This is a genomic window from Paenibacillus lactis, from assembly GCF_017873605.1.
Lineage (GTDB): Bacteria > Bacillota > Bacilli > Paenibacillales > Paenibacillaceae > Paenibacillus_AQ > Paenibacillus_AQ lactis.
The window spans coordinates 103,528-121,494 of sequence record NZ_JAGGKI010000007.1; the positions used below are offsets into that span (position 1 = coordinate 103,528).

Sequence of the window (17,967 nt, forward strand, 5' to 3'; positions counted from 1 at the left end):
TATTCGGCGCCTATCTATTGAAAGATATTCATTCTACCGATATTGAAAGAGTACATATCTTTCATATTTCAGGAGGAATCGATCATGAAGAAAACAGTCATCTTACTATTCAGTGCGGCAATGATACTCGGGACCACCGCTGGTACAGCATTAGCCAAACCGGGAAACACGCCGCCTGGCCATTCAAGTCATGATGTCAAAGCTAACGAATCCAAAGAAACCAAAGAATCTAAAGATAAAAATAAAGATAAGGATAAACAAATCGAAGCGAATCAAGACGGGGGTATCCAGTCTTCTGATCCGGTTAAGCAAGAGGAAAAGCCTGATCAGGAGCCGGCATCCACGGAAACGGAAAATGGGGACAGCAGTACAGCCGATAAGTCGGAGCCCAAGGAGAAGGGCCATAAAGGATACAAAGGTCTGCTCAATGCTATTCAAAACGTAAAAGATAAGCCGGCTGGTACTGTTCTGGCCAATATTTTGCTTTCAGAATATGAGGCTGAGCTGACCGACGAACAGAAGAAAGAACTTGAAGCTATAGTTGAAAAGGACGACGCGCTGGAGAAGGCGGCGGATATGCTCGATAAGAACGGTAATGTAACCGACGCTGTGTATGTACAGGAAGAAGCGATTAAAGTGAATTTTAAAAACCTGGACCTGTATAAAACTTTAGGAAAGCTCAATGACAAGGCTGGTAAAAAGAATGGAGTCAAGCTATATGTTAACGGCGTTGCTGCTGACACCGAGCCTTTTGTCAAAAAAGGCAATACCTTCGTTCCTTTCCGCGCCATCGCTGAGGCACTGGATGCCGAAGTTGCATGGGATCCTCAAGATCGCACGATCATCGTCACAAAGGATGGGGTAATTATTCAACTTCTGGTGGGCAGTAAAGCTGCAAAGGTAAATGGTAAAAACGTGACCTTGGATGCGCCAGCCACCGTGACAAAGGGCAGCACCTATGTGCCGGTACGTTTTATAAGCGAGGCATTGAATGCCACCGTAAAATGGGAATCCGAAAGTAAAACGGTTGTTGTCTATGAAGAGGGACAATAACCTAAGTAACATGGCCCCTCTATTTTGCTGAGGGTGGATGTTCATTGGAAGTGTAAAGAAAGCGAAGCCGTTGACCTTGGGAGGTCAGCGGTTTTTTTTGTTTATGGATAAAAACTTATAAATTGGCATGATTTTGATAAAAGGAGGCACTCTATAGGCAACTTACTTATCTAATGCAGCGAAGGAAACACATGTCGATTATTAAACCGTCTCAAATTGCACACTCGATTTATGAGATGATGGAGAAGCGCTTCAGCGGACGGGTATTAAAGGGATCATCCTTAACTGGACCAAAGGTGAAAGGGCTGAATGGGGTGGATTTTTTCGAAAGTAAAGAATCGTTGACAGCCATCGAATGGATCTTAAGGGGAATTGTCAGCTTTATTTTTTTGCTGATTGCTGCCAAATTTCTAGGCCAACGCTCCATTTCTCAATTAAGGTTTCTCGATTTCATTCTTGCTCTAACGCTCGGCAATATTATCGCTCACCCGCTGTCCGATGAGGAGTTGGGTTTAAAAGGGTCCATGATCACGACGATCGTCCTCATTGTGCTATATATCGCAACGACATGGCTCGGGCTGAAGTGGCCGTTCTTTAAACGGTATTTGGATCCGTCGCCAATCACGCTCATCAAACAAGGCCTCATTCAGTTTGAAAACTTATCGAAAGCAAGGATCTCTATAGATTATTTATTCTCCGAGCTTAGGAAAGAAAAAGTAGAGGATGTCCAAAAAGTAGCGCTGGCATTATGGGAGCCAGGAGGAACCATATCCGTCTTTATGGACACCCCCTACCAACCGGTGACACCGGCTAACCTGAAACTAGAGACGCAGCCGTTCACGATCCTAAGACCGATCATTGTAGACGGCAAGGTCGATATGTCCCTTCTTCAGGAAATCGGAAAGGATACCGGTTGGCTGCTTACACAAATCGCGCCCATTTCGAATATTCAGGAGGTGTCGTTAGCGATCGTTGAGAACGAGACCGTACGGGTGTTTTCAAGAGCAAAAGGTTAAAGAAGCAGGTGTATATTATTAATGGAAGAGAGCCATGATAGGGGCTCTCTTTTTTATAGGTTAATTCAATGACTCCAGTTATTTTTTAACAATCATTAAAAATAATTCTTGAACACTCATTAAATAAATGGTAATATACAGCAAAAAGAAAGGGAGGACTCACGTTGGCACGCCATAAAGAATTTGATACGACGGAAGTATTGACCAAAGCGATGGAGTATTTTTGGAGACATGGTTTTGATGGATCCTCCATCAATGAGCTGGTTCAGCATGTTGGAATCAAGGCCCAAAGCCTATACAACACGTTTGGAGGGAAACGGGATTTATATTTATCGGCCCTCAAGCTTTATGTGAATCGGAGCACGGTTGTTGCCACGCTCGAACAGACTCCATCCGGAAAGCAAGCCATCATCAAGGTATTTCATGATTTATTATCCAGCCTTTCACAGCCCGATCATCGAGCGAAGGGCTGTTTCATGGTGAACACTTGCGTAGAACTAGCGTCGCATGATGCCGAAATCGCAGACTTTGTTGAGAAAGAAAGCCATCGCGTGGAAGACGCCTATCTCCTCGCATTAAGCCGCGCCAAGGAACAAGGCGATCTTGGCGACCGATACCAAGATTTGAGGGCTCTGGCGCGATATTTAAACAATGCGCAAGCCGGGCTGATCGTTACCGCAAAAACGGTTTCGGATCCGGCTGTTCTTGAAGATATTATCCGGGTGACGCTTTCGATTTTTGATTGAAAGCGAACCTCTCTTTTTTTTGAGTTTATTTTAATGATCATTCAAGAAAAATAGAGCATGAGGTGATCCTTTTGAGAAATTCACTAGGCATTTATTGGCTGGCATTCGGCGTCTTTATCATGGCAACAGCCGAAATCGTGGTTTCCGGTATCTTAGCGATGATATCCGAAGATTTGAAGGTGTCGGTTGGGATGGCAGGTCAGTTGGTGACGGTTTATGCATTGGTTATTGCTATCGGCTCTCCGGTCTTGATGGCAATTACGGCAAGGATTGAAAGAAAACGGCTCCTTATTTTATCGTTCCTAACATTTATCATTGGCAACGGCATCGGGTACTTAAGTCCTGATTTTTCGATCCTTGTGATCGCTCGTATTGTCCAAGCGGCAAGTGCGAGCGTGTTTACGGTCGTAGCCCTGACGATGGGATCCAATCTTGCGGCACCCGGCCGGCAGGGAACAGCCATCGGTACTATTCTTATGGGAGCAGGTACGGCATTAGCTGTCGGCGTTCCTTTGGGAACACTGATCGGTGGGCATTGGGGATGGCGCTTTGTCTTTGTTTTTATTATCATGCTGGGATTGCTCTCCGTAATTGGCATTGCTTATACCGTGCCGATATCAAAGCATCAGGAGTCTTTATCCTTGAAGCAGCAGCTTGGGGTACTGAGAAATCGACGCATTGTAAGCGGGCTGCTCATTACTTTGTTCTGGGTTACCGGTTATCAGATGATGTTTACGTATATCACACCCTTTCTCCAGGAAACCGCAAATCTTGATGCGACCCGGATTAGTGCCGCGTTATTTGTAAGCGGGATCTTCGCTATAGCAGGCTCAAGAATAGGAGGCTTTGGGTCCGATCGCTGGGGTATATTCCGGATGCTGATGGTGAGTTTGTTGTTTCACGCAGCGGCGCTGATCGTTTTTCCATGGGCAGCGACAACATTCATCGGGGCAATAATGATCCTCGCGATCTGGATCGGTTTTGCCACCATGACGACGCCTGTACAACAGTACTATTTGATTTCGCTTTCGCCTGAATCATCCGGGCTGGCGTTAGGGATGAATAACTCCATTTTCCAACTCGGAATGGCTGTCGGTGCCGCTACAGGAGGGTGGATCGTCCAACAAACCTCCGTAATGGATCTAGGATTCTACGGTGCGATGAGTATCATGCTCGGTGTTGGTTCGGTCTTATACTCTTTTGCTATAAAGAAACAACCCAAAACGACACGCGGCTGACACAAGAAAAATCGATCAGCCTATTTTGGGAACTTTCTTCCTTCATGTGGAGTCTGTTTGAGTAAGGGGGGAGGAGCTTGAAGGAAATGCAGCCGCAGCTTTCTGCAGAGCTGAACATATCGGATATACGGGGGCTTATGGAATCCTATGGAGAGGACGTTTGGAATTACGCTTACGTCATTACAAAGAATGCGCATACGGCGGATGATGTTGCACAGGATGTGTTTATTAAAGCCTACCAACATGCTGCCTCCTTTCGTGGGGAGGCTTCGATGAAAACCTGGCTGCTCAAAATCACACGCAACACCGCGTTGTCCTATCTAAAACGGGCGTTCTTTCGCAGAGTGGTCCTCCTTGGAGAGCGATCGCCGGAAGATGGATTGGGGAGGATGACGAGGGACTCGTCATCGCCATCTGCAGAGGAGGAGTATATGGAGCGGGAGATGGCGGATGAATTGTGGAAGCAGGTTATAAAGCTGCCCGGTAAATATCGCGACCCGCTTGTGTTGAGCGTGCATTATCAACTATCCATGGAGGAAATATCCGTTATTACAGGTCTGGCGCCAGGAACGGTAAAGTCCAGAATTTTCAGGGCTAAAAAGAAGATAGCCGCCGAATGGAAAGGAGCGAAGGATGATGAATGAATGGAGGTCGGATTGGGATCAAAAGATGGCACGGCCGCCATTTAAGGAGCGGCGGTTTACGGCAGATATGATGGAGGATGTGGAGAAACGGCTTGAGAATGTTAGGAAGAAGCGAAACCGACGTGGAAGGGTTCGGTCTGCTATCATAATCGTACCTGTGATGCTGCTTGTCTTCGGTGCCGGGAGCATTTGGATCGGTGACCAGACAGCTCATTCTCCTAAGCAGGTAACCCCAAGTCTCGCCATCCAAGGGGGAGGAGCGTTTCAATCCAGCTTCGAGCCCGGTGCAGGTGGCGATTACGATTGGTGGAGCTCTTCAGATCATGAGACGAAGCAAGGCAATGATCGCACGATCGTAACGCTGGGGATCGCATTCATGAAACGGGAGCTTGGAGTCTGGGGAGGCCCGACGCCGGACATCTGGGAGCATCCGGAGGTCAAAGCTCCGCTTGAACGCTATGATGTATCGAGTCCATGGGTATATGAAATGTACGTGGATCAGATTCGTACGGATGAGATGCAAACCGTATATCAGCTGCGTCTGCGCCTGAGGGATTCGATTCCGATGGTCTATGAGGAAATGATCGACGTTACCATTCAAAACGAGACACACCGAATCTCGCTGATTGAGCATAGAAATAAGGATGAAACGGGGATACCGTTGGAGGAATACGAGCCACAAAGCTAAAGGGATAAAAAATGGTTCAGTATTCTGCAAATAACTGCAGTGCTTATGTTCGTGCATACGTCCTGCCAAACGATAAAAAACCGGAGCGGATGCTCCGGTTCTTTGGATGGTGAATGCACTGGTTAAAGCGGACGGATGGCATCCCCTATAACCTCTCGACACTAGATCAGTTGACGAAGCTGATTTACGTAAAAGGCCAGTTCGCTCTCAGACTCGAGATCACGCATTAAAGCCCGGAGCAGGAACAATCGCGGCTGCTCCTGCACGGCTTCATCGCGCAGCATGGCCGCGACCTCCGTCAATTCTTGTTTTCTCTGGTTAGGCACGGCGATGTCCGGGATCAACGAGGCGATCATTTCAATCAGCGCATCTCTTCTCGATCCGCGCGAAGCAAACAACGACCGGAGCTCCATGCCCGAATACTCGGTCATGAGCTCATCCGTGAGCAGGGAAGGGGAGGATCGCTGGTTCAGCCCATGCACCAGATCGTCCATTCGTTCCGCAATGAACAAAGCAAGCGCCTGCTTGTCCATCGGCTTGTATCCGAATAACAGATGGAAGGTATATTCGCGGATGAATCCGTTAAATATGGCGGTGGCGTCCCACTTCCAAGGCTCAATCGCCGATCCGTATTGGCGGCGGAGAATATCCTGATAATACAGGAACATGCTTCTGCGAATGCGGCTTAATACGTCCTCGATGATTTCGCTGCCGAGCGGGGCAAGCTCGTTGTGATCCCTGGATATGTAGTAACCGTGCTCCACGTAAAAATCGAACTGATACGCAATTTCGGCCAAAAAGGTATCTCTTTTGGACAATTGCTTTTTCCTGATTCGGTCCACCTCGTCGACCATAACCTGCTGCCGCCGCTCCAAAATGCTGACATACAACTCTTCTTTCGAGGAAAAATGCTTGTACAGCGAGCCCTTGGCAATGCTGCAGTCATCTGCGATATCCTGGATGGATGTCGCCTGGTAGCCCTTCTCCGCGAAGAGCCGGACCGCCGATTGAAGAATTTTCTCCTTAATCATGCTCATCCTGCCGCCTCCTTCAATGACATAAAACATCAATATATATTCGATAATCGCCCAAGGATTCGGGTTCGTGGGCCTAAAGGTTGCATGTATGGAACACCCGGGCGTAGTATACGAATTTCATTGTACCAGTCCTGGCGCAATAAATACATGACACCCTGATAAGATCCGAAGGATAACAATATGGACCGGCATGTGCACCCGAGCGTAAAGGAATGATGGGCTGCACATAATGTTATTTTAACACGATGAATGACGACACCATGAGACGGCCAATCTGGCGGCTTATCCCTTGTAACCAAGTCTTATTATGACGATGGAAACCTGAATGAGGCAGCATATTGTGGCAACGGATGCCTGCCTGATGCAGGCACATCGTGACGTGCTTAGCGTGAAACTTCAACTCGCGCCCGGACTGGAGACCTCAGCGGCGACAGGCTGCGGCTTCCGGATGAAGAAGCTGAGCGCAAGCCCCGCACATGCAATACATGCGGCAGCGAAGAAGGTATCGCAAAACGGAGTCAGGCTTGCCTCCAGCACATTCCCGTTCGTTCCGGAAAGGGTCAGGTTAGCCTTCATGCGGGAGGCTAGGAAGCCGGTAAAGCCCGATATGGCAAACGAGGCGATGACCTGCTGCGATGCGCTGGTGAGTGGAGTGACCCTGCTGACCAAATGCCGAGGTGTTGCATTTAATACATAGGTATTTAACGACATCATGGACAAGCCCATCCCCGAGCCCTGCATAAACAAAACGACTAGAATAAAGAGCAGCGGCGTGTCCGTTCGGAGAAAGGTCATCGCAAACAATCCGCTCGTCATCAAGGCCATGCCGGCAATGAGAGGCGGACGGGCACCGACTTTATCGAAGATTCTGCCCGCTAACGGCATGAATATCATAGAGCCGATGGCCTGCGGCAGCAAGATAAGACCCGTCGTGAACGGTGAGTATCCCTTGATTTGCTGAAGCAGAAGCGGAAAGAGCAGCACCGTTCCATACATCGCGGCCTGCATGAACCAGGATGTGATAATCCCGCGTCTGAAATCAGACGATCGAAAAACTCTCAGCTCCAGCAGCGGTTCGGCTTTCCTCCAGCAAGAAAGAATAAACACAAGAAGCACTGCGCCTCCGATGATGAGACCGGATAACGTTCGGGCAGAACTCCAGCTCACCCCGCCTTCGCCAACGCCGAACGTGATCAATGCAAAAGCCAACGGCCCGAGGATTAACCCCGTCTTATCCAGCGTCGGCGCCTTCTGTTTCGGAAAGACAGGCAAATATTTCTTCCCGATTACGAGGCCCAGAAGACCGATCGGCAGATTGATCAGAAAGATCCATTGCCAGCTTACGTATTCCACCATCCAACCGGACAGCACCGGACCGAGAGCGGGAGCCAGCAGCAGCGGAATGCCAAGCATCCCGATAATGGAGCCTCGTTTCTCGGGCGGGGCAATACGGTAGACCATGGCCATGCCGATCGGGGAAACCATCCCCCCGCCCAGGCCCTGCAGGATCCGAAAGAGGATCACCTGCTGAGGCGTTTGAGCGAAGGCGCATAAGACCGATCCGAGGGTAAACAAACCTATAGAGATCAGAAATACACGTTTCGGACTGAATTTATCCGACATCCAGCCTGCTAAAGGAATGACTGCCGACAAGGATAAGGTATAGGCGGTAATCGACCATTGGATGAGATGAAGCGAGCTGTCGAAATAGTTCACCAATGTAGGGATGGCGACGTTAACAACCGTACTGTCCAGAAGAACCATGAAGGTTCCGATCACAACCGCGACCAGCGAAGCTATGATTTTGTTCATGGGCAGCGGTCCTTGCTCTTGAGGGATATGAGCTGATGTTGGATTTGACATGAGCGTGCACCTGCTTTCTAAGTAGTATAAAGATTTAAAAGGGCGAATAACACTTCCAGCTGCCAAAAATAAGAAGTTGATTCGCTTTTGTGACCAATAAGTTTTATTAAAAACTAACTGGTCACAACTAGGGAATATCATATCGACGGAATGACTGCGTGTCAAGAGAAAGGAAGGCAAACGATCGTCTTGACTTCGCTGGGACATTCCGGTAAGATTGGGAGTAACTTTACTAAGGGGAATGTTTTATGTCTGCGAGTGTTCTTAACTAATCAAATTCCATACAAGGACTTTGGCTTGTATTTATCCGCTTTACGCTACCCGTATGTCCATTCCGGGGCGTTATTTGCTGGCGGACCGAAGTCGCGGAATTAGTTAAGAACAACGGATATAACCAACCTTAGGGATACCTTTTTCTAGGCGTATGCGTCCGTACTCTTCGTACGGATTTTTTTATTTTTTGACGCGCTTAGTGAGGGTTATACGAGGACAGGGGTGAACGTATGTTCACTTCTGTCCTTTTTGCTTTTTACCACTAGAAGGGGTGATAGGACATGAATCCATACGTAGCACAAGCAAGTCAGCACATCCGACTGCAGGAAGGACCGATGGCTATTGAACGATTCCTGATCGAATGCTATTTGAATCCGGGGATATCAACGAAAGGGCTGGCGCGCGCAGCCTTGCTTCCGACGCCGGTTGCCGCCGCCATCAAGAAGGAGCTGATTCGGGCAGGGGCGCTTGTTCAGGATCGCGGCGTCCGGTGCACATTCGAAGGCCGTCAATCGGTTGAACGCGAATGGGGATACGCGGGGCTAGAGCGCGATTGCCATCAGTCGATGCTTCTCGGACGGGAGGATACGGACGACTGGAGGGAGATCCTATCGGTTTTGCAGCAAATCTTCTCTTCGCGGCCGCAAGTCAACGTTCAGATCGACCAATCTTCCTGCACCCCCGAAACCAGCTTGCGCAGGGCTGTGCTTGGCTTGCAGTATCACACCCTGATCGGTAAGCAAATCCTGTGCGTAGGTGATGATGATTTGGTGAGCATTTCGATCGGGCTGCTGCTGCAAAAGCTGTTTCCATCCGGTGATCACACGGCAACAAGCGTGCACGTCGTTGATATTGACGAACGCTTCATCGGCTTTATCGAGAGTATCGCAACTGAACGAAAGCTGCCCATTGTGTGCCATCTTCATGATGTCAGAGAGCCGCTGCCCCGGGAACTGCATGGTCAATTTGACTGCTTTTATACCGATCCGCCCTACACGCTGCCAGGGATGAATTTGTTCGTCTCACGGGGAATCCGTGCCCTGAAGATGGTCCAAGGACTGCCGGTTTTTCTCTCGTTCGCCCACAAATCTCCGGAGGTTATGCTGGCCATGCAGCGCGAGTTCGTTCGAATGGGCTTAACCATCAACGCCAATTATCCCAGCTTCAATGCTTACGAGGGAGCGGAGCTGATCGGAAACCGGAGCCAAATGTTTGTGCTTCGCACGACCGATCATATGTCGGCAGAATTTGCAGGCCGATATCCGGATGCCATCTACACGGGTGAGATCAAGCGAACCGTTCGCACATACAGCTGCACGCAATGCAAGCAGCAAGTAACGGTTGGAGCGAATCAGCAAGTCGCAACCATCGAGAAGCTGAAGAACGCCGGCTGCCCCCGCTGCAGTAACGACGACTTCGAATTGATCGAGAGAAGATCTTGTTAATCGTTCATACAATTTAGTGGAAAAAGCGCATGACGAGACGTTCTTTCGCGTGATGAAGGTGGGCGGCTCTCGTCCAGCAGAATAGGGAGCTTTAGCAAAATAAATCCTAAAGTCCATGAACGTTAAAGCTGCATCAAGTCTTTCGCAAAAAAAAAGGGAGCGCCGCATTAGGCGGCGCTCCCTGCACATTAGTCCGTTACGGCTCCTCTGGAGGCGGAGGATACCAGCTTGGCATATTTGCGGAGGACTCCGCTGGAATGCTTTAATGGTAACGGCGTCCATTGCTTGGCTCTTGCTTCAAGCTCCTCAGAGGTTACCTGCATATTGATTTCCTGTGTTTCGCTGTCGATGGTGATGATGTCCCCCTCGCGCAAGAGGGCGATCGGTCCGCCAACCTGTGCTTCAGGCGCCACATGTCCGACCACGAAGCCATGCGATCCCCCGGAGAATCGACCGTCCGTTAAGAGGGCGACCTCGCCGCCAAGCCCTTTGCCGACAATCATCGCCGTGACAGACAGCATTTCAGGCATTCCCGGCCCGCCTTTTGGACCGCAGTAGCGGATAACCACCACATCCCCTTTGTGTATGCGGTCGTTCAGAATGGCTTCCGTAGCTTCTTCTTCACTGTCAAACACGCGTGCAGGACCGGTGAATGTAAGCTTGGCGAGTCCGGACATTTTGGCCACGGCGCCTTCCGGCGCCAAATTGCCTTTCAGCAGTACGAGCGGTCCGGTAGGCTTCAGCGGCCGGTCAAACGGCCGGATCACATCCTGGCCGCTCGTAAGCGGCTGAACCTCTGCCAAGTTTTCGGCGAGTGTTCGCCCCGTGACGGTCAAGCAATCCCCATGCAGAAGACCGTGCTCCAGCAGCAATTTCATCACGGCAGGAACGCCTCCGACATTGCTCAAATCCTGCATCATATATTGACCGCTCGGCTTAAGGTCCGCAAGATGCGGAACTTTTTTGCGTATACGCTCAAAGTCGTCGATGGTCAGGTCGACCTCAACCGAATGGGCGATAGCCAATAAATGCAAGAATGCATTGGTTGAGCCTCCCAAGGCCATAACAACCGTAATCGCATTTTCGAAGGCTTTTTTCGTCATAATGTCCCGGGGATAGATCCCCATTTCCAGCAGCTTAACGACCGTTTCTCCAGCCTTGACGCATTCATCGGCTTTATGGCTTGCTATGGCTGCCGTGGAGGATGAACCGGGCAGACTCATACCGAGTGCCTCGGCCGCTGCGGCCATGGTATTAGCAGTATACATGCCGCCGCAGGCGCCGGCACCCGGACATACGTGGCACTCGATCTGATGGAGCTCCTCCGGGGTCATTTTCCCGTCATGATATTGTCCGACCGCTTCAAAGGCGGTCACGATATTGACGTCGCGTCCATTGAGCGATCCGGGCTGAATGGTGCCTCCATAGACGTAGACTGCGGGGAGATTCATGCGTCCGATGGCCATGAGACAAGCCGGCGTGTTCTTGTCACAGCCGCCGATGGCAACGAGACCGTCGAAACGTTCGGCGTTCACCACGGTTTCGATGGAATCGGCAATGATTTCCCGGCTTGGCAGGGAGAAGAGCATCCCTTCATGTCCCATCGAAATGCCGTCAGACACGGTAATGGTATTGAAAATTAGGGGAGCTCCGCCGCCGGTCTGGACGCCTTTCTTGGCTTCCTTGGCCAGTGCGTCGATATGGATATTGCATGGCGTGACCTCGCTCCAAGTGCTTGCCACCCCGATCATCGGTTTCTTGAAATCCTCATCGTTGAATCCTACCGCCCGGAGCATGGCCCGGTTCGGGACCCGGTTCACGCCTTCGCTGATGACCTTGCTGCGAATGCGCAAATCTCGCTGATTGGCATGCGTCATTGTTACATCTCACCTTCCTTGGTATTTTGGATGAAAGCATACAGTTCCTTCATCGGTCGAATCAGATTCTGCTTCATCACCGAAGAGGCCAGCGCTCTATCCTTGTTCTCAAGCGCCTGAATTATGCGGGCATGCTCCTCGACCGAGGCGGACGTTGCGGATACCGGCTGGGCCAGGAAAACATATTTGAACCTCCGGATGTGGATTTGAAGGGAGGCGCTGAAGGAGGCCACATAGGAGTTATCCGAGGTTTGGAAGCGGCAATAACGAAAACGTATGTTCCTCTCGATGGACTTGTGATATGATTTTCTAAATGAATAGGGAGGATATACGTATGAATGTTGAAGGATTTGTTGCTGAACTTACCTCATGGTTCCGCACCCATGCTCATCCGGATAAGGCCGTTGCAATGTCCGCCTATATGAAGAATCGGTACGCATTCTTAGGTATCCAGACGCCGGAGCGGAACGCTCTATTGAAGACCTTTCTTCAAGCGCATGGAAGACCGGGAAACGAACAACAGCTGGAACAGATTGTAAAGCTGCTGTGGGCACAGCCCGAGCGAGAATTTCAAAATGTGGCGATGACATTGTTGGATGCCCGCGGGAAGCGGACCGAAGAGTCACGAATCAAGCTTCTGGAATCGTTGATCATTGATAAGTCCTGGTGGGATACGGTAGATTTTCTTGCCGGAAACTTGTCCGGAAGCTATCTGACCCATTACCCGGAGCAGATCGAGGGTTACCCGGATCGGTGGATCCGGTCGGACAATCTCTGGCTTCGCCGTTCAGCAATTCTCTTCCAGCTTCATTACAAGGACCGGACCGACAAGGAGCGGTTATTTCAGTATATCCGCATATGTTGTCACGAAAAGGAGTTTTTTATCGCCAAAGCGATCGGATGGGCGCTTCGCCAATACGCGAAAGTAAATCCTGACGACGTGCTTGCGTTCGCAGCAAATGAATTCCTTCAGCCGCTCAGCAGACGCGAAGCGTTGAAACTGCTGACGGCAAGGACCTGAAGCAGCAGAGTCCATTAGTAATCGTATCCCTGCACGAATCGTCGATGCAAACTCTTCTCATCTCGGAAGAAGTCTTATTCCATAAGAAAAAGAGCAGCTCATTACCGATTCGAGCTGCTCGATTCCTTTAGGGTGACTCGATGGTTTAACCCCCCGCGTTTACCGTCTCAATCCCGGCATGAAACGCTTCCGAATCACCGTTTTCCAAGCCGAATAACGCCTCCTGCAACGCGAAAGTGCCCTGGTAAAAGAGAACGCGGTCCATAAGCTGATGAACCTCCGGATATACGTCGAGCACAAGCTTGAAAAAGGACTCTCCATATGATGCGCGCAGCGCCGCATAATCAACGGCCGGGTCGCCGATACCGGCTTCATCAAAATCCAATATGCCGCAAATTCGCATTTCATCCGGATCATACAGTAGGTTTGAAGTGCCAAAATCGCCGTGAATCAAAGCCGGAGCGATTGGCGAATCGGACTTCGCATGAAGAAACTTCCCGAAATGCCGATCCGTCCATTGTCTCGCTTCTGGCTTCAAATAAGGGTACAGCTTGGTTTGGATTCGCTCGTATAAGTCCGCCCATTCGGCATATGGATCAAACGTTCGAAGCTCCCCTTTATAAAGGCCGTCAAGGTTCATGTTATGAAGGTGGCGCAAGAAACCCGCCAATTGCCCGGCCAGCCGCCGGCGTACGGCGTCATCCCCGATCTGCTGCAGTCGTTCCGCTTCCAAAGGTTCCCCGTTCAGCTTCCGATAACTGATGAAGGGCCGGTAAATGGCTTCATCGTCCAAGCAGCATAACACGGGCTGCGGTACATCCAGCGGGAGGCGATCGGCAATGAAGCTCAAAAGGTCGGCTTCATGCTTCAAACGGGTTGTTCCTTCTTTATACTTGGGGAAACGGAAGATAAGCTCCGAGTTGACGAGCTTGAGGACATTGTTTTGTCCGGAACCGATGGGCTCCACCGAATGAATCTCCAGTTCAGGACAAGCACGGCGGATGGATGCCAGCGCTAGGTCTAGCTCCATTCTTACAAGGTCCAGCCCGGGCGCAAAGCCGTCCGGAATCGTTCCAAGCTCGGTAAACCCAAACCGCTCAAAGAAGCCTCGACTATGGGGAGATGTCTCAATCTTTACGATGGAAAAATGCGGTTCAGCGCTGATGCGGCGCAGCCGTTCCGTAAGAAGCTTTGTCCCGACTCCCGAGCGGTGCAGACTCCGATCCACCATGCCCCAGCAAAGTACAGCAATGCTTTCATCATCTCTGCCTGTCGCATATCCACCGCAGGCAATGACGGAACCCCGCTCATTCTCCAAGACAAAGTATGGCCCTGGAAGTTTCTCTAAGAACAATGCATAGTCTTGTCGTTCCTCAGCCGCAAAGTACTTGGGCACGTTACTGTCAAATACGGCTAAGCAGGCCTCGTGGTCTTGGTTCTTAAAGGGGCGCAAGCGATACGAGGACAATGTATTATCCATGAAATGATCACCTCTCTATAAAACTCTTCCTAATTATACCAAAGCCTTACAAGCAGGTAACGGAGAATTTCAATCTTAGCCCAGAGCGTGAGCTCGATCGGGAACGGATCAAAAATATATATGATTTTCAAACCAATCCTCAGGGTACCCTTGATCCCGTGCTTCATTTATCATCATAAGGGACGGGCGTTGGATACAATGTAATACTGTTCTTACTAACATAAGGGGTGGAGTGGGAGGATGACAGCATCAGGCAAAACCGTATTGTTTCAGGGCGATTCCATCACGGATGGAAATCGCGGGCGCGACGGCGATCCGAATCATATTCATGGGCACGGTTACGTGTATCTTATTGCTGCTGAGCTTGGATTTGAACTGGCGGATTCCCGGCCGCGGTTTATTAATCGGGGGGTTAGCGGCAATCGTGCATCAGATTTGTATGCGAGATGGAATGAGGATGCCATTTTTCTTCAGCCAGACCTGATCAGCATATTGGTCGGCGTCAACGATGCAGGAAGGGTGATTGAAGGAGCTCCGGAAGGAGCCAGCGATCGATTCGAGAGGGCATACCGTCATATTCTTGAGGAGACAAAAGAACTTCTTCCTGGAACGGGACTCGTGTTATGCGAGCCGTTTGTGCTGAAGACAGGGGCTACCGTGCAATGCTGGGAAAGATGGCGTCAAATGATCCAAGAATACAGCAGTGTTGTTAGGCAATTGGCACAGAATTATGATGCTTTGTTTGTTCCGTTGCAGAAAGCCTTCGACGATGCCGCAGCTCGAACAGGAGCGGATTATTGGATCTGGGACGGGATCCATCCGACGACAGCGGGCCATCGATTGATTGCACGTGAATGGCTGAACGCCGTTCAGAACAGCCCGCTCGCAATTGGTTAACCACGGGCAACGAGGCAAGAGAGAACTCGGATGCCGTTTCGGCGATCTTAACAGACACTGGAATGGGCGGGCGATATATTAGAAGAAAGCAGAAAACTCCCCCGAGAATTAAACACGGAGGAGTTTCCTTTTTTAAGCATGATCCTTGCGCATTTGTTTGAAATACCAGAAAAACATGAGAAGATAGAGGGCTACCGCAACGATGCTAAGTCCAATCCATTTCATATCCATGGTCTTCACGGCGCTTCCCATCAAGATGGCTAGCATTTTCTCAATCGGGTCCGAGTCAATGGACGAGAATAGAGCGTTTGCAGACAGGCCCGCCGGAATGCTGTTCATGGCTCTGGACGTCTCCGTCACAAATTCCGCGATAAACGTTGCGCCCCATAGGAACAAAGGAATAAGAACGGTTCCAATGATGGTCATTCGCAGTACCCGGCCTTTCGTTATAATCAACAGGGCAGGGGCCAGTACGGTTAACAGAATACCTCCAAGCGGAAGCACTTTGTTGCCCGGCAAAAAGATCGAAATAATAAGCAGGATCGGTGCCAGAATGTTCGCAACCGCCCACAGCTCGGCTCTTGGCGCAAGGATCGGCCAATCGATGCCAACGAGCAATGTTCTGCCTTTTAAGCGCTTGCTCATTTGCTTCGTAATGCCGTTTGAAAGCGGTTCAATGGCAGGGCCGAACCATCCGCCTACCAGCGCGAACAACTCAAGCGCAACGCCTCCGGTAAATGCCAAGGTGAAGATCTCGGCAGCCGACTGCTGGCCAAGAAGTCCGATAAAGATGCCTAAATAAGCGCCAATGGCAAATTTGCTTCCCCAGAAACCGATTTTCTTATTCAGAACCTCGGCATTGAAATCATACTTATCGATGAATGGAAGGCACACGTCAATGATTTTATTAAAAATCATCACAACAGGAGCAATCAACAAGCTCGGATGCGCTGTCGTGGTGATATTCGTATCATCGTAATCAAGGAGCTTATTGATCGTCGGCTTCATGACATCGGCATTGATCAGCATCAGTGCATAGATCATCATGACAAACAAGGTCGTCAGAATGAAATTTTGATTCGAGTAATACAGCGTTAACAGCCCGATGACCGATAAATTCCAGATATTAAATAAGTCAACGTTCAACGTGGTCGTCATTTTGGTAATCAGCATAATAAAATTGACAACCAGGCAGACAAAGGCAAAGTAAAGCGTATACACGGAGCCCCAAGTAATAACGGCGAGCGGTGCCCAGCCAAGGTCCGTAATCGACAAGGATACGCCCGTAGATTCAACAAACTGCTCGAGCGCAGGAGCAAAGGAGCTGGTCAACAGTGAAATGACCGCGCCCATACCGGTCAGCGCAACCGCCATCCGAAGGCCGCCTTCCAAAGACTTCGAGATGGATACGCCGACTAGCAGCGAAAGCACAGTAATAATGACAAACATCATGGCGGGTCCGCCGAGATTGATGAAGCCGTTAAATAGATTATTCATCGTATCAATAAACATCAGGTCACTTCCTCAACAAGGTCGTAACCGGTTACGTGACTTGAGGGATAGTTGAAATCTAGCACATGCAAAAAAATTATGCAAGGGGTTAAAATTAAATTTGACAGAAAAAATGATCCATGCTTAACTAGTCAGTAACCGGTTACGTAAATGAGGGATACTAATTTATGACAACAATTCGAGATGTAGCAAGAGAAGCAGGGGTTTCTGTAGCGACAGTTTCCAGGATTATCAACAATAAGGGAGAAGCTAGCCCCGAAACGATTGCCCGTGTAGAACAAGTCATTAAACGATTGAATTACAAGCCTAACCTGCTTGCGAAAAGCCTTTCCAAGCGAACTTCGGATTTGATCGGCCTATTGGTGCCTACGCTCAATAACCCGTTTTTTCCGGAGCTGGTGAAGGAGATCGAGACGGCGGCTAACGCGGAAGGGTATAATATTTTCTTGTGCAACAGCGACGATCAACGCTCCAAGGTCAAATATTACTTGGACTCGATGGTGGACCATTATGTAAGCGGTGCTATCATCAACTCGCTGCATGTCAATGCCGATGACTTGGCCATGCTAGAGGCGCGAGGCATTCGGACGATTACGATCGACCGGGCAAATTTCGAGCATGCCTATTCGGCTGTCACGGTGGATCATCAGCTTGGTGCATGGAAGGCGGCGAATCATCTTATCTGTGATTCCGGATGCAGCAATATCGTATTTTTATCCGGTCCGAAAGACGAGAAGAGCTCCAATGATCGCTTTGCCGGGTTCCGGAAAGCGGTGGAGCATGCGCCGCATCCTGTACATACAAGCATCGTTTACGGTGACTTCAGCATGGAAAGCGGTTATCACCAGATCAAGCAATACATTTCGTCTGGCAAGCCGTTTGATAGCATCGTCAGTTCAAATGATGCCATGGCCATCGGAGCGATTCACGCTTGCAATGAATTTAATATACGCTTGCCTGAACAAGTAAAAATCGTTGGTTATGATAACATCAGTTCCGGTTCCTTTATTACGCCTACGCTTACGACAGTGGATCAGAAAAAATCAGAGATCGGAAAAATCGCTGTTCAGGAGCTGTTACGGCTGATTCAGGACAAGAACGGGCAATCGAAACAATATAACCTGGAACCTGATTTAATCATAAGGAACTCCTCCGCTACGACGTAAAGGAGCAGTAA

General features: G+C 49.7%; 16 protein-coding genes. 10 read left to right on the plus strand and 6 right to left on the minus strand.

Annotation, left to right across the window (positions count from 1 at the left end; all coding sequences use genetic code 11):
• The first annotated feature begins 84 nt into the window (after positions 1–84).
• The 6 genes from J2Z18_RS14960 (at position 85) to J2Z18_RS14985 (ending at position 5,385) form a co-directional block, all read left to right on the plus strand.
• Positions 85–1,053, plus strand: coding sequence for a copper amine oxidase N-terminal domain-containing protein (locus tag J2Z18_RS14960; RefSeq protein WP_210094921.1), 969 nt, complete (start codon positions 85–87; stop codon positions 1,051–1,053).
• Between the two features lie 314 nt (positions 1,054–1,367).
• Entirely contained in the window at positions 1,368–2,069 is a 702-nt protein-coding gene (locus J2Z18_RS14965) for a DUF421 domain-containing protein (protein ID WP_144878555.1), read from the plus strand.
• 164 nt (positions 2,070–2,233) lie between these two features.
• Complete coding sequence (locus tag J2Z18_RS14970; RefSeq protein ID WP_210094922.1) at positions 2,234–2,815, plus strand: TetR/AcrR family transcriptional regulator; 582 nt, start codon at positions 2,234–2,236, stop codon at positions 2,813–2,815.
• A gap of 71 nt (positions 2,816–2,886) precedes the next feature.
• Positions 2,887–4,053 (plus strand): MFS transporter, encoded by a 1,167-nt coding sequence (locus J2Z18_RS14975; protein WP_210094923.1) that lies wholly within the window; start codon positions 2,887–2,889, stop codon positions 4,051–4,053.
• 77 nt (positions 4,054–4,130) lie between these two features.
• Positions 4,131–4,697 (plus strand): RNA polymerase sigma factor, encoded by a 567-nt coding sequence (locus J2Z18_RS14980; RefSeq protein ID WP_210094924.1) that lies wholly within the window; start codon positions 4,131–4,133, stop codon positions 4,695–4,697.
• On the plus strand, positions 4,687–5,385 hold the full coding sequence (locus J2Z18_RS14985) for a hypothetical protein (RefSeq protein WP_210094925.1): 699 nt from the start codon (positions 4,687–4,689) through the stop codon (positions 5,383–5,385). The genes J2Z18_RS14980 and J2Z18_RS14985 overlap by 11 nt, the downstream gene beginning before the upstream one ends.
• Positions 5,386–5,546: 161 nt before the next feature.
• Here the strand turns inward: J2Z18_RS14985 and J2Z18_RS14990 are convergent, their stop codons facing one another.
• Both J2Z18_RS14990 and J2Z18_RS14995 read right to left on the minus strand, forming a co-directional pair.
• Entirely contained in the window at positions 5,547–6,422 is an 876-nt protein-coding gene (locus J2Z18_RS14990) for a TetR/AcrR family transcriptional regulator (RefSeq protein WP_028405710.1), read from the minus strand.
• Positions 6,423–6,818: 396 nt separating this feature from the next.
• The gene (locus tag J2Z18_RS14995) at positions 6,819–8,285 is read right to left on the minus strand and encodes an MDR family MFS transporter (RefSeq protein WP_210094926.1); all 1,467 of its coding nucleotides are present in this window, start codon (positions 8,283–8,285) and stop codon (positions 6,819–6,821) included.
• A gap of 554 nt (positions 8,286–8,839) precedes the next feature.
• Here J2Z18_RS14995 and J2Z18_RS15000 point away from each other — a divergent pair.
• Entirely contained in the window at positions 8,840–10,003 is a 1,164-nt protein-coding gene (locus J2Z18_RS15000) for a bis-aminopropyl spermidine synthase family protein (protein WP_144878539.1), read from the plus strand.
• 188 nt (positions 10,004–10,191) lie between these two features.
• Here the strand turns inward: J2Z18_RS15000 and ilvD are convergent, their stop codons facing one another.
• Both ilvD and J2Z18_RS15010 read right to left on the minus strand, forming a co-directional pair.
• On the minus strand, positions 10,192–11,880 hold the full coding sequence (gene ilvD / locus J2Z18_RS15005; protein ID WP_210094927.1) for a dihydroxy-acid dehydratase: 1,689 nt from the start codon (positions 11,878–11,880) through the stop codon (positions 10,192–10,194).
• 2 nt (positions 11,881–11,882) lie between these two features.
• Positions 11,883–12,230 (minus strand): FCD domain-containing protein, encoded by a 348-nt coding sequence (locus tag J2Z18_RS15010; RefSeq protein ID WP_210094983.1) that lies wholly within the window; start codon positions 12,228–12,230, stop codon positions 11,883–11,885.
• Here J2Z18_RS15010 and J2Z18_RS15015 point away from each other — a divergent pair.
• Complete coding sequence (locus J2Z18_RS15015) at positions 12,215–12,901, plus strand: DNA alkylation repair protein (RefSeq protein ID WP_210094928.1); 687 nt, start codon at positions 12,215–12,217, stop codon at positions 12,899–12,901. The genes J2Z18_RS15010 and J2Z18_RS15015 overlap by 16 nt on opposite strands.
• 145 nt (positions 12,902–13,046) lie before the next feature.
• On the opposite strand, the gene J2Z18_RS15020 is transcribed toward J2Z18_RS15015, so the two are convergent.
• Complete coding sequence (locus J2Z18_RS15020) at positions 13,047–14,381, minus strand: GNAT family N-acetyltransferase (RefSeq protein WP_210094929.1); 1,335 nt, start codon at positions 14,379–14,381, stop codon at positions 13,047–13,049.
• A gap of 240 nt (positions 14,382–14,621) precedes the next feature.
• Here J2Z18_RS15020 and J2Z18_RS15025 point away from each other — a divergent pair, with 240 nt between their 5' ends.
• Positions 14,622–15,278 carry an SGNH/GDSL hydrolase family protein gene (locus tag J2Z18_RS15025; protein ID WP_210094930.1) on the plus strand — a complete coding sequence of 219 codons (657 nt, stop codon included), beginning with the start codon at positions 14,622–14,624 and terminating at the stop codon, positions 15,276–15,278.
• 132 nt (positions 15,279–15,410) lie between these two features.
• Here the strand turns inward: J2Z18_RS15025 and J2Z18_RS15030 are convergent, their stop codons facing one another.
• Positions 15,411–16,790: a PTS transporter subunit IIC gene (locus J2Z18_RS15030; RefSeq protein ID WP_007131889.1), complete on the minus strand. Its 1,380-nt coding sequence runs from the start codon at positions 16,788–16,790 to the stop codon at positions 15,411–15,413.
• Positions 16,791–16,957: 167 nt separating this feature from the next.
• Between J2Z18_RS15030 and J2Z18_RS15035 the strand changes: the two genes are divergently transcribed.
• On the plus strand, positions 16,958–17,956 hold the full coding sequence (locus tag J2Z18_RS15035; RefSeq protein WP_144867752.1) for a LacI family DNA-binding transcriptional regulator: 999 nt from the start codon (positions 16,958–16,960) through the stop codon (positions 17,954–17,956).
• Positions 17,957–17,967 lie beyond the last annotated feature (11 nt).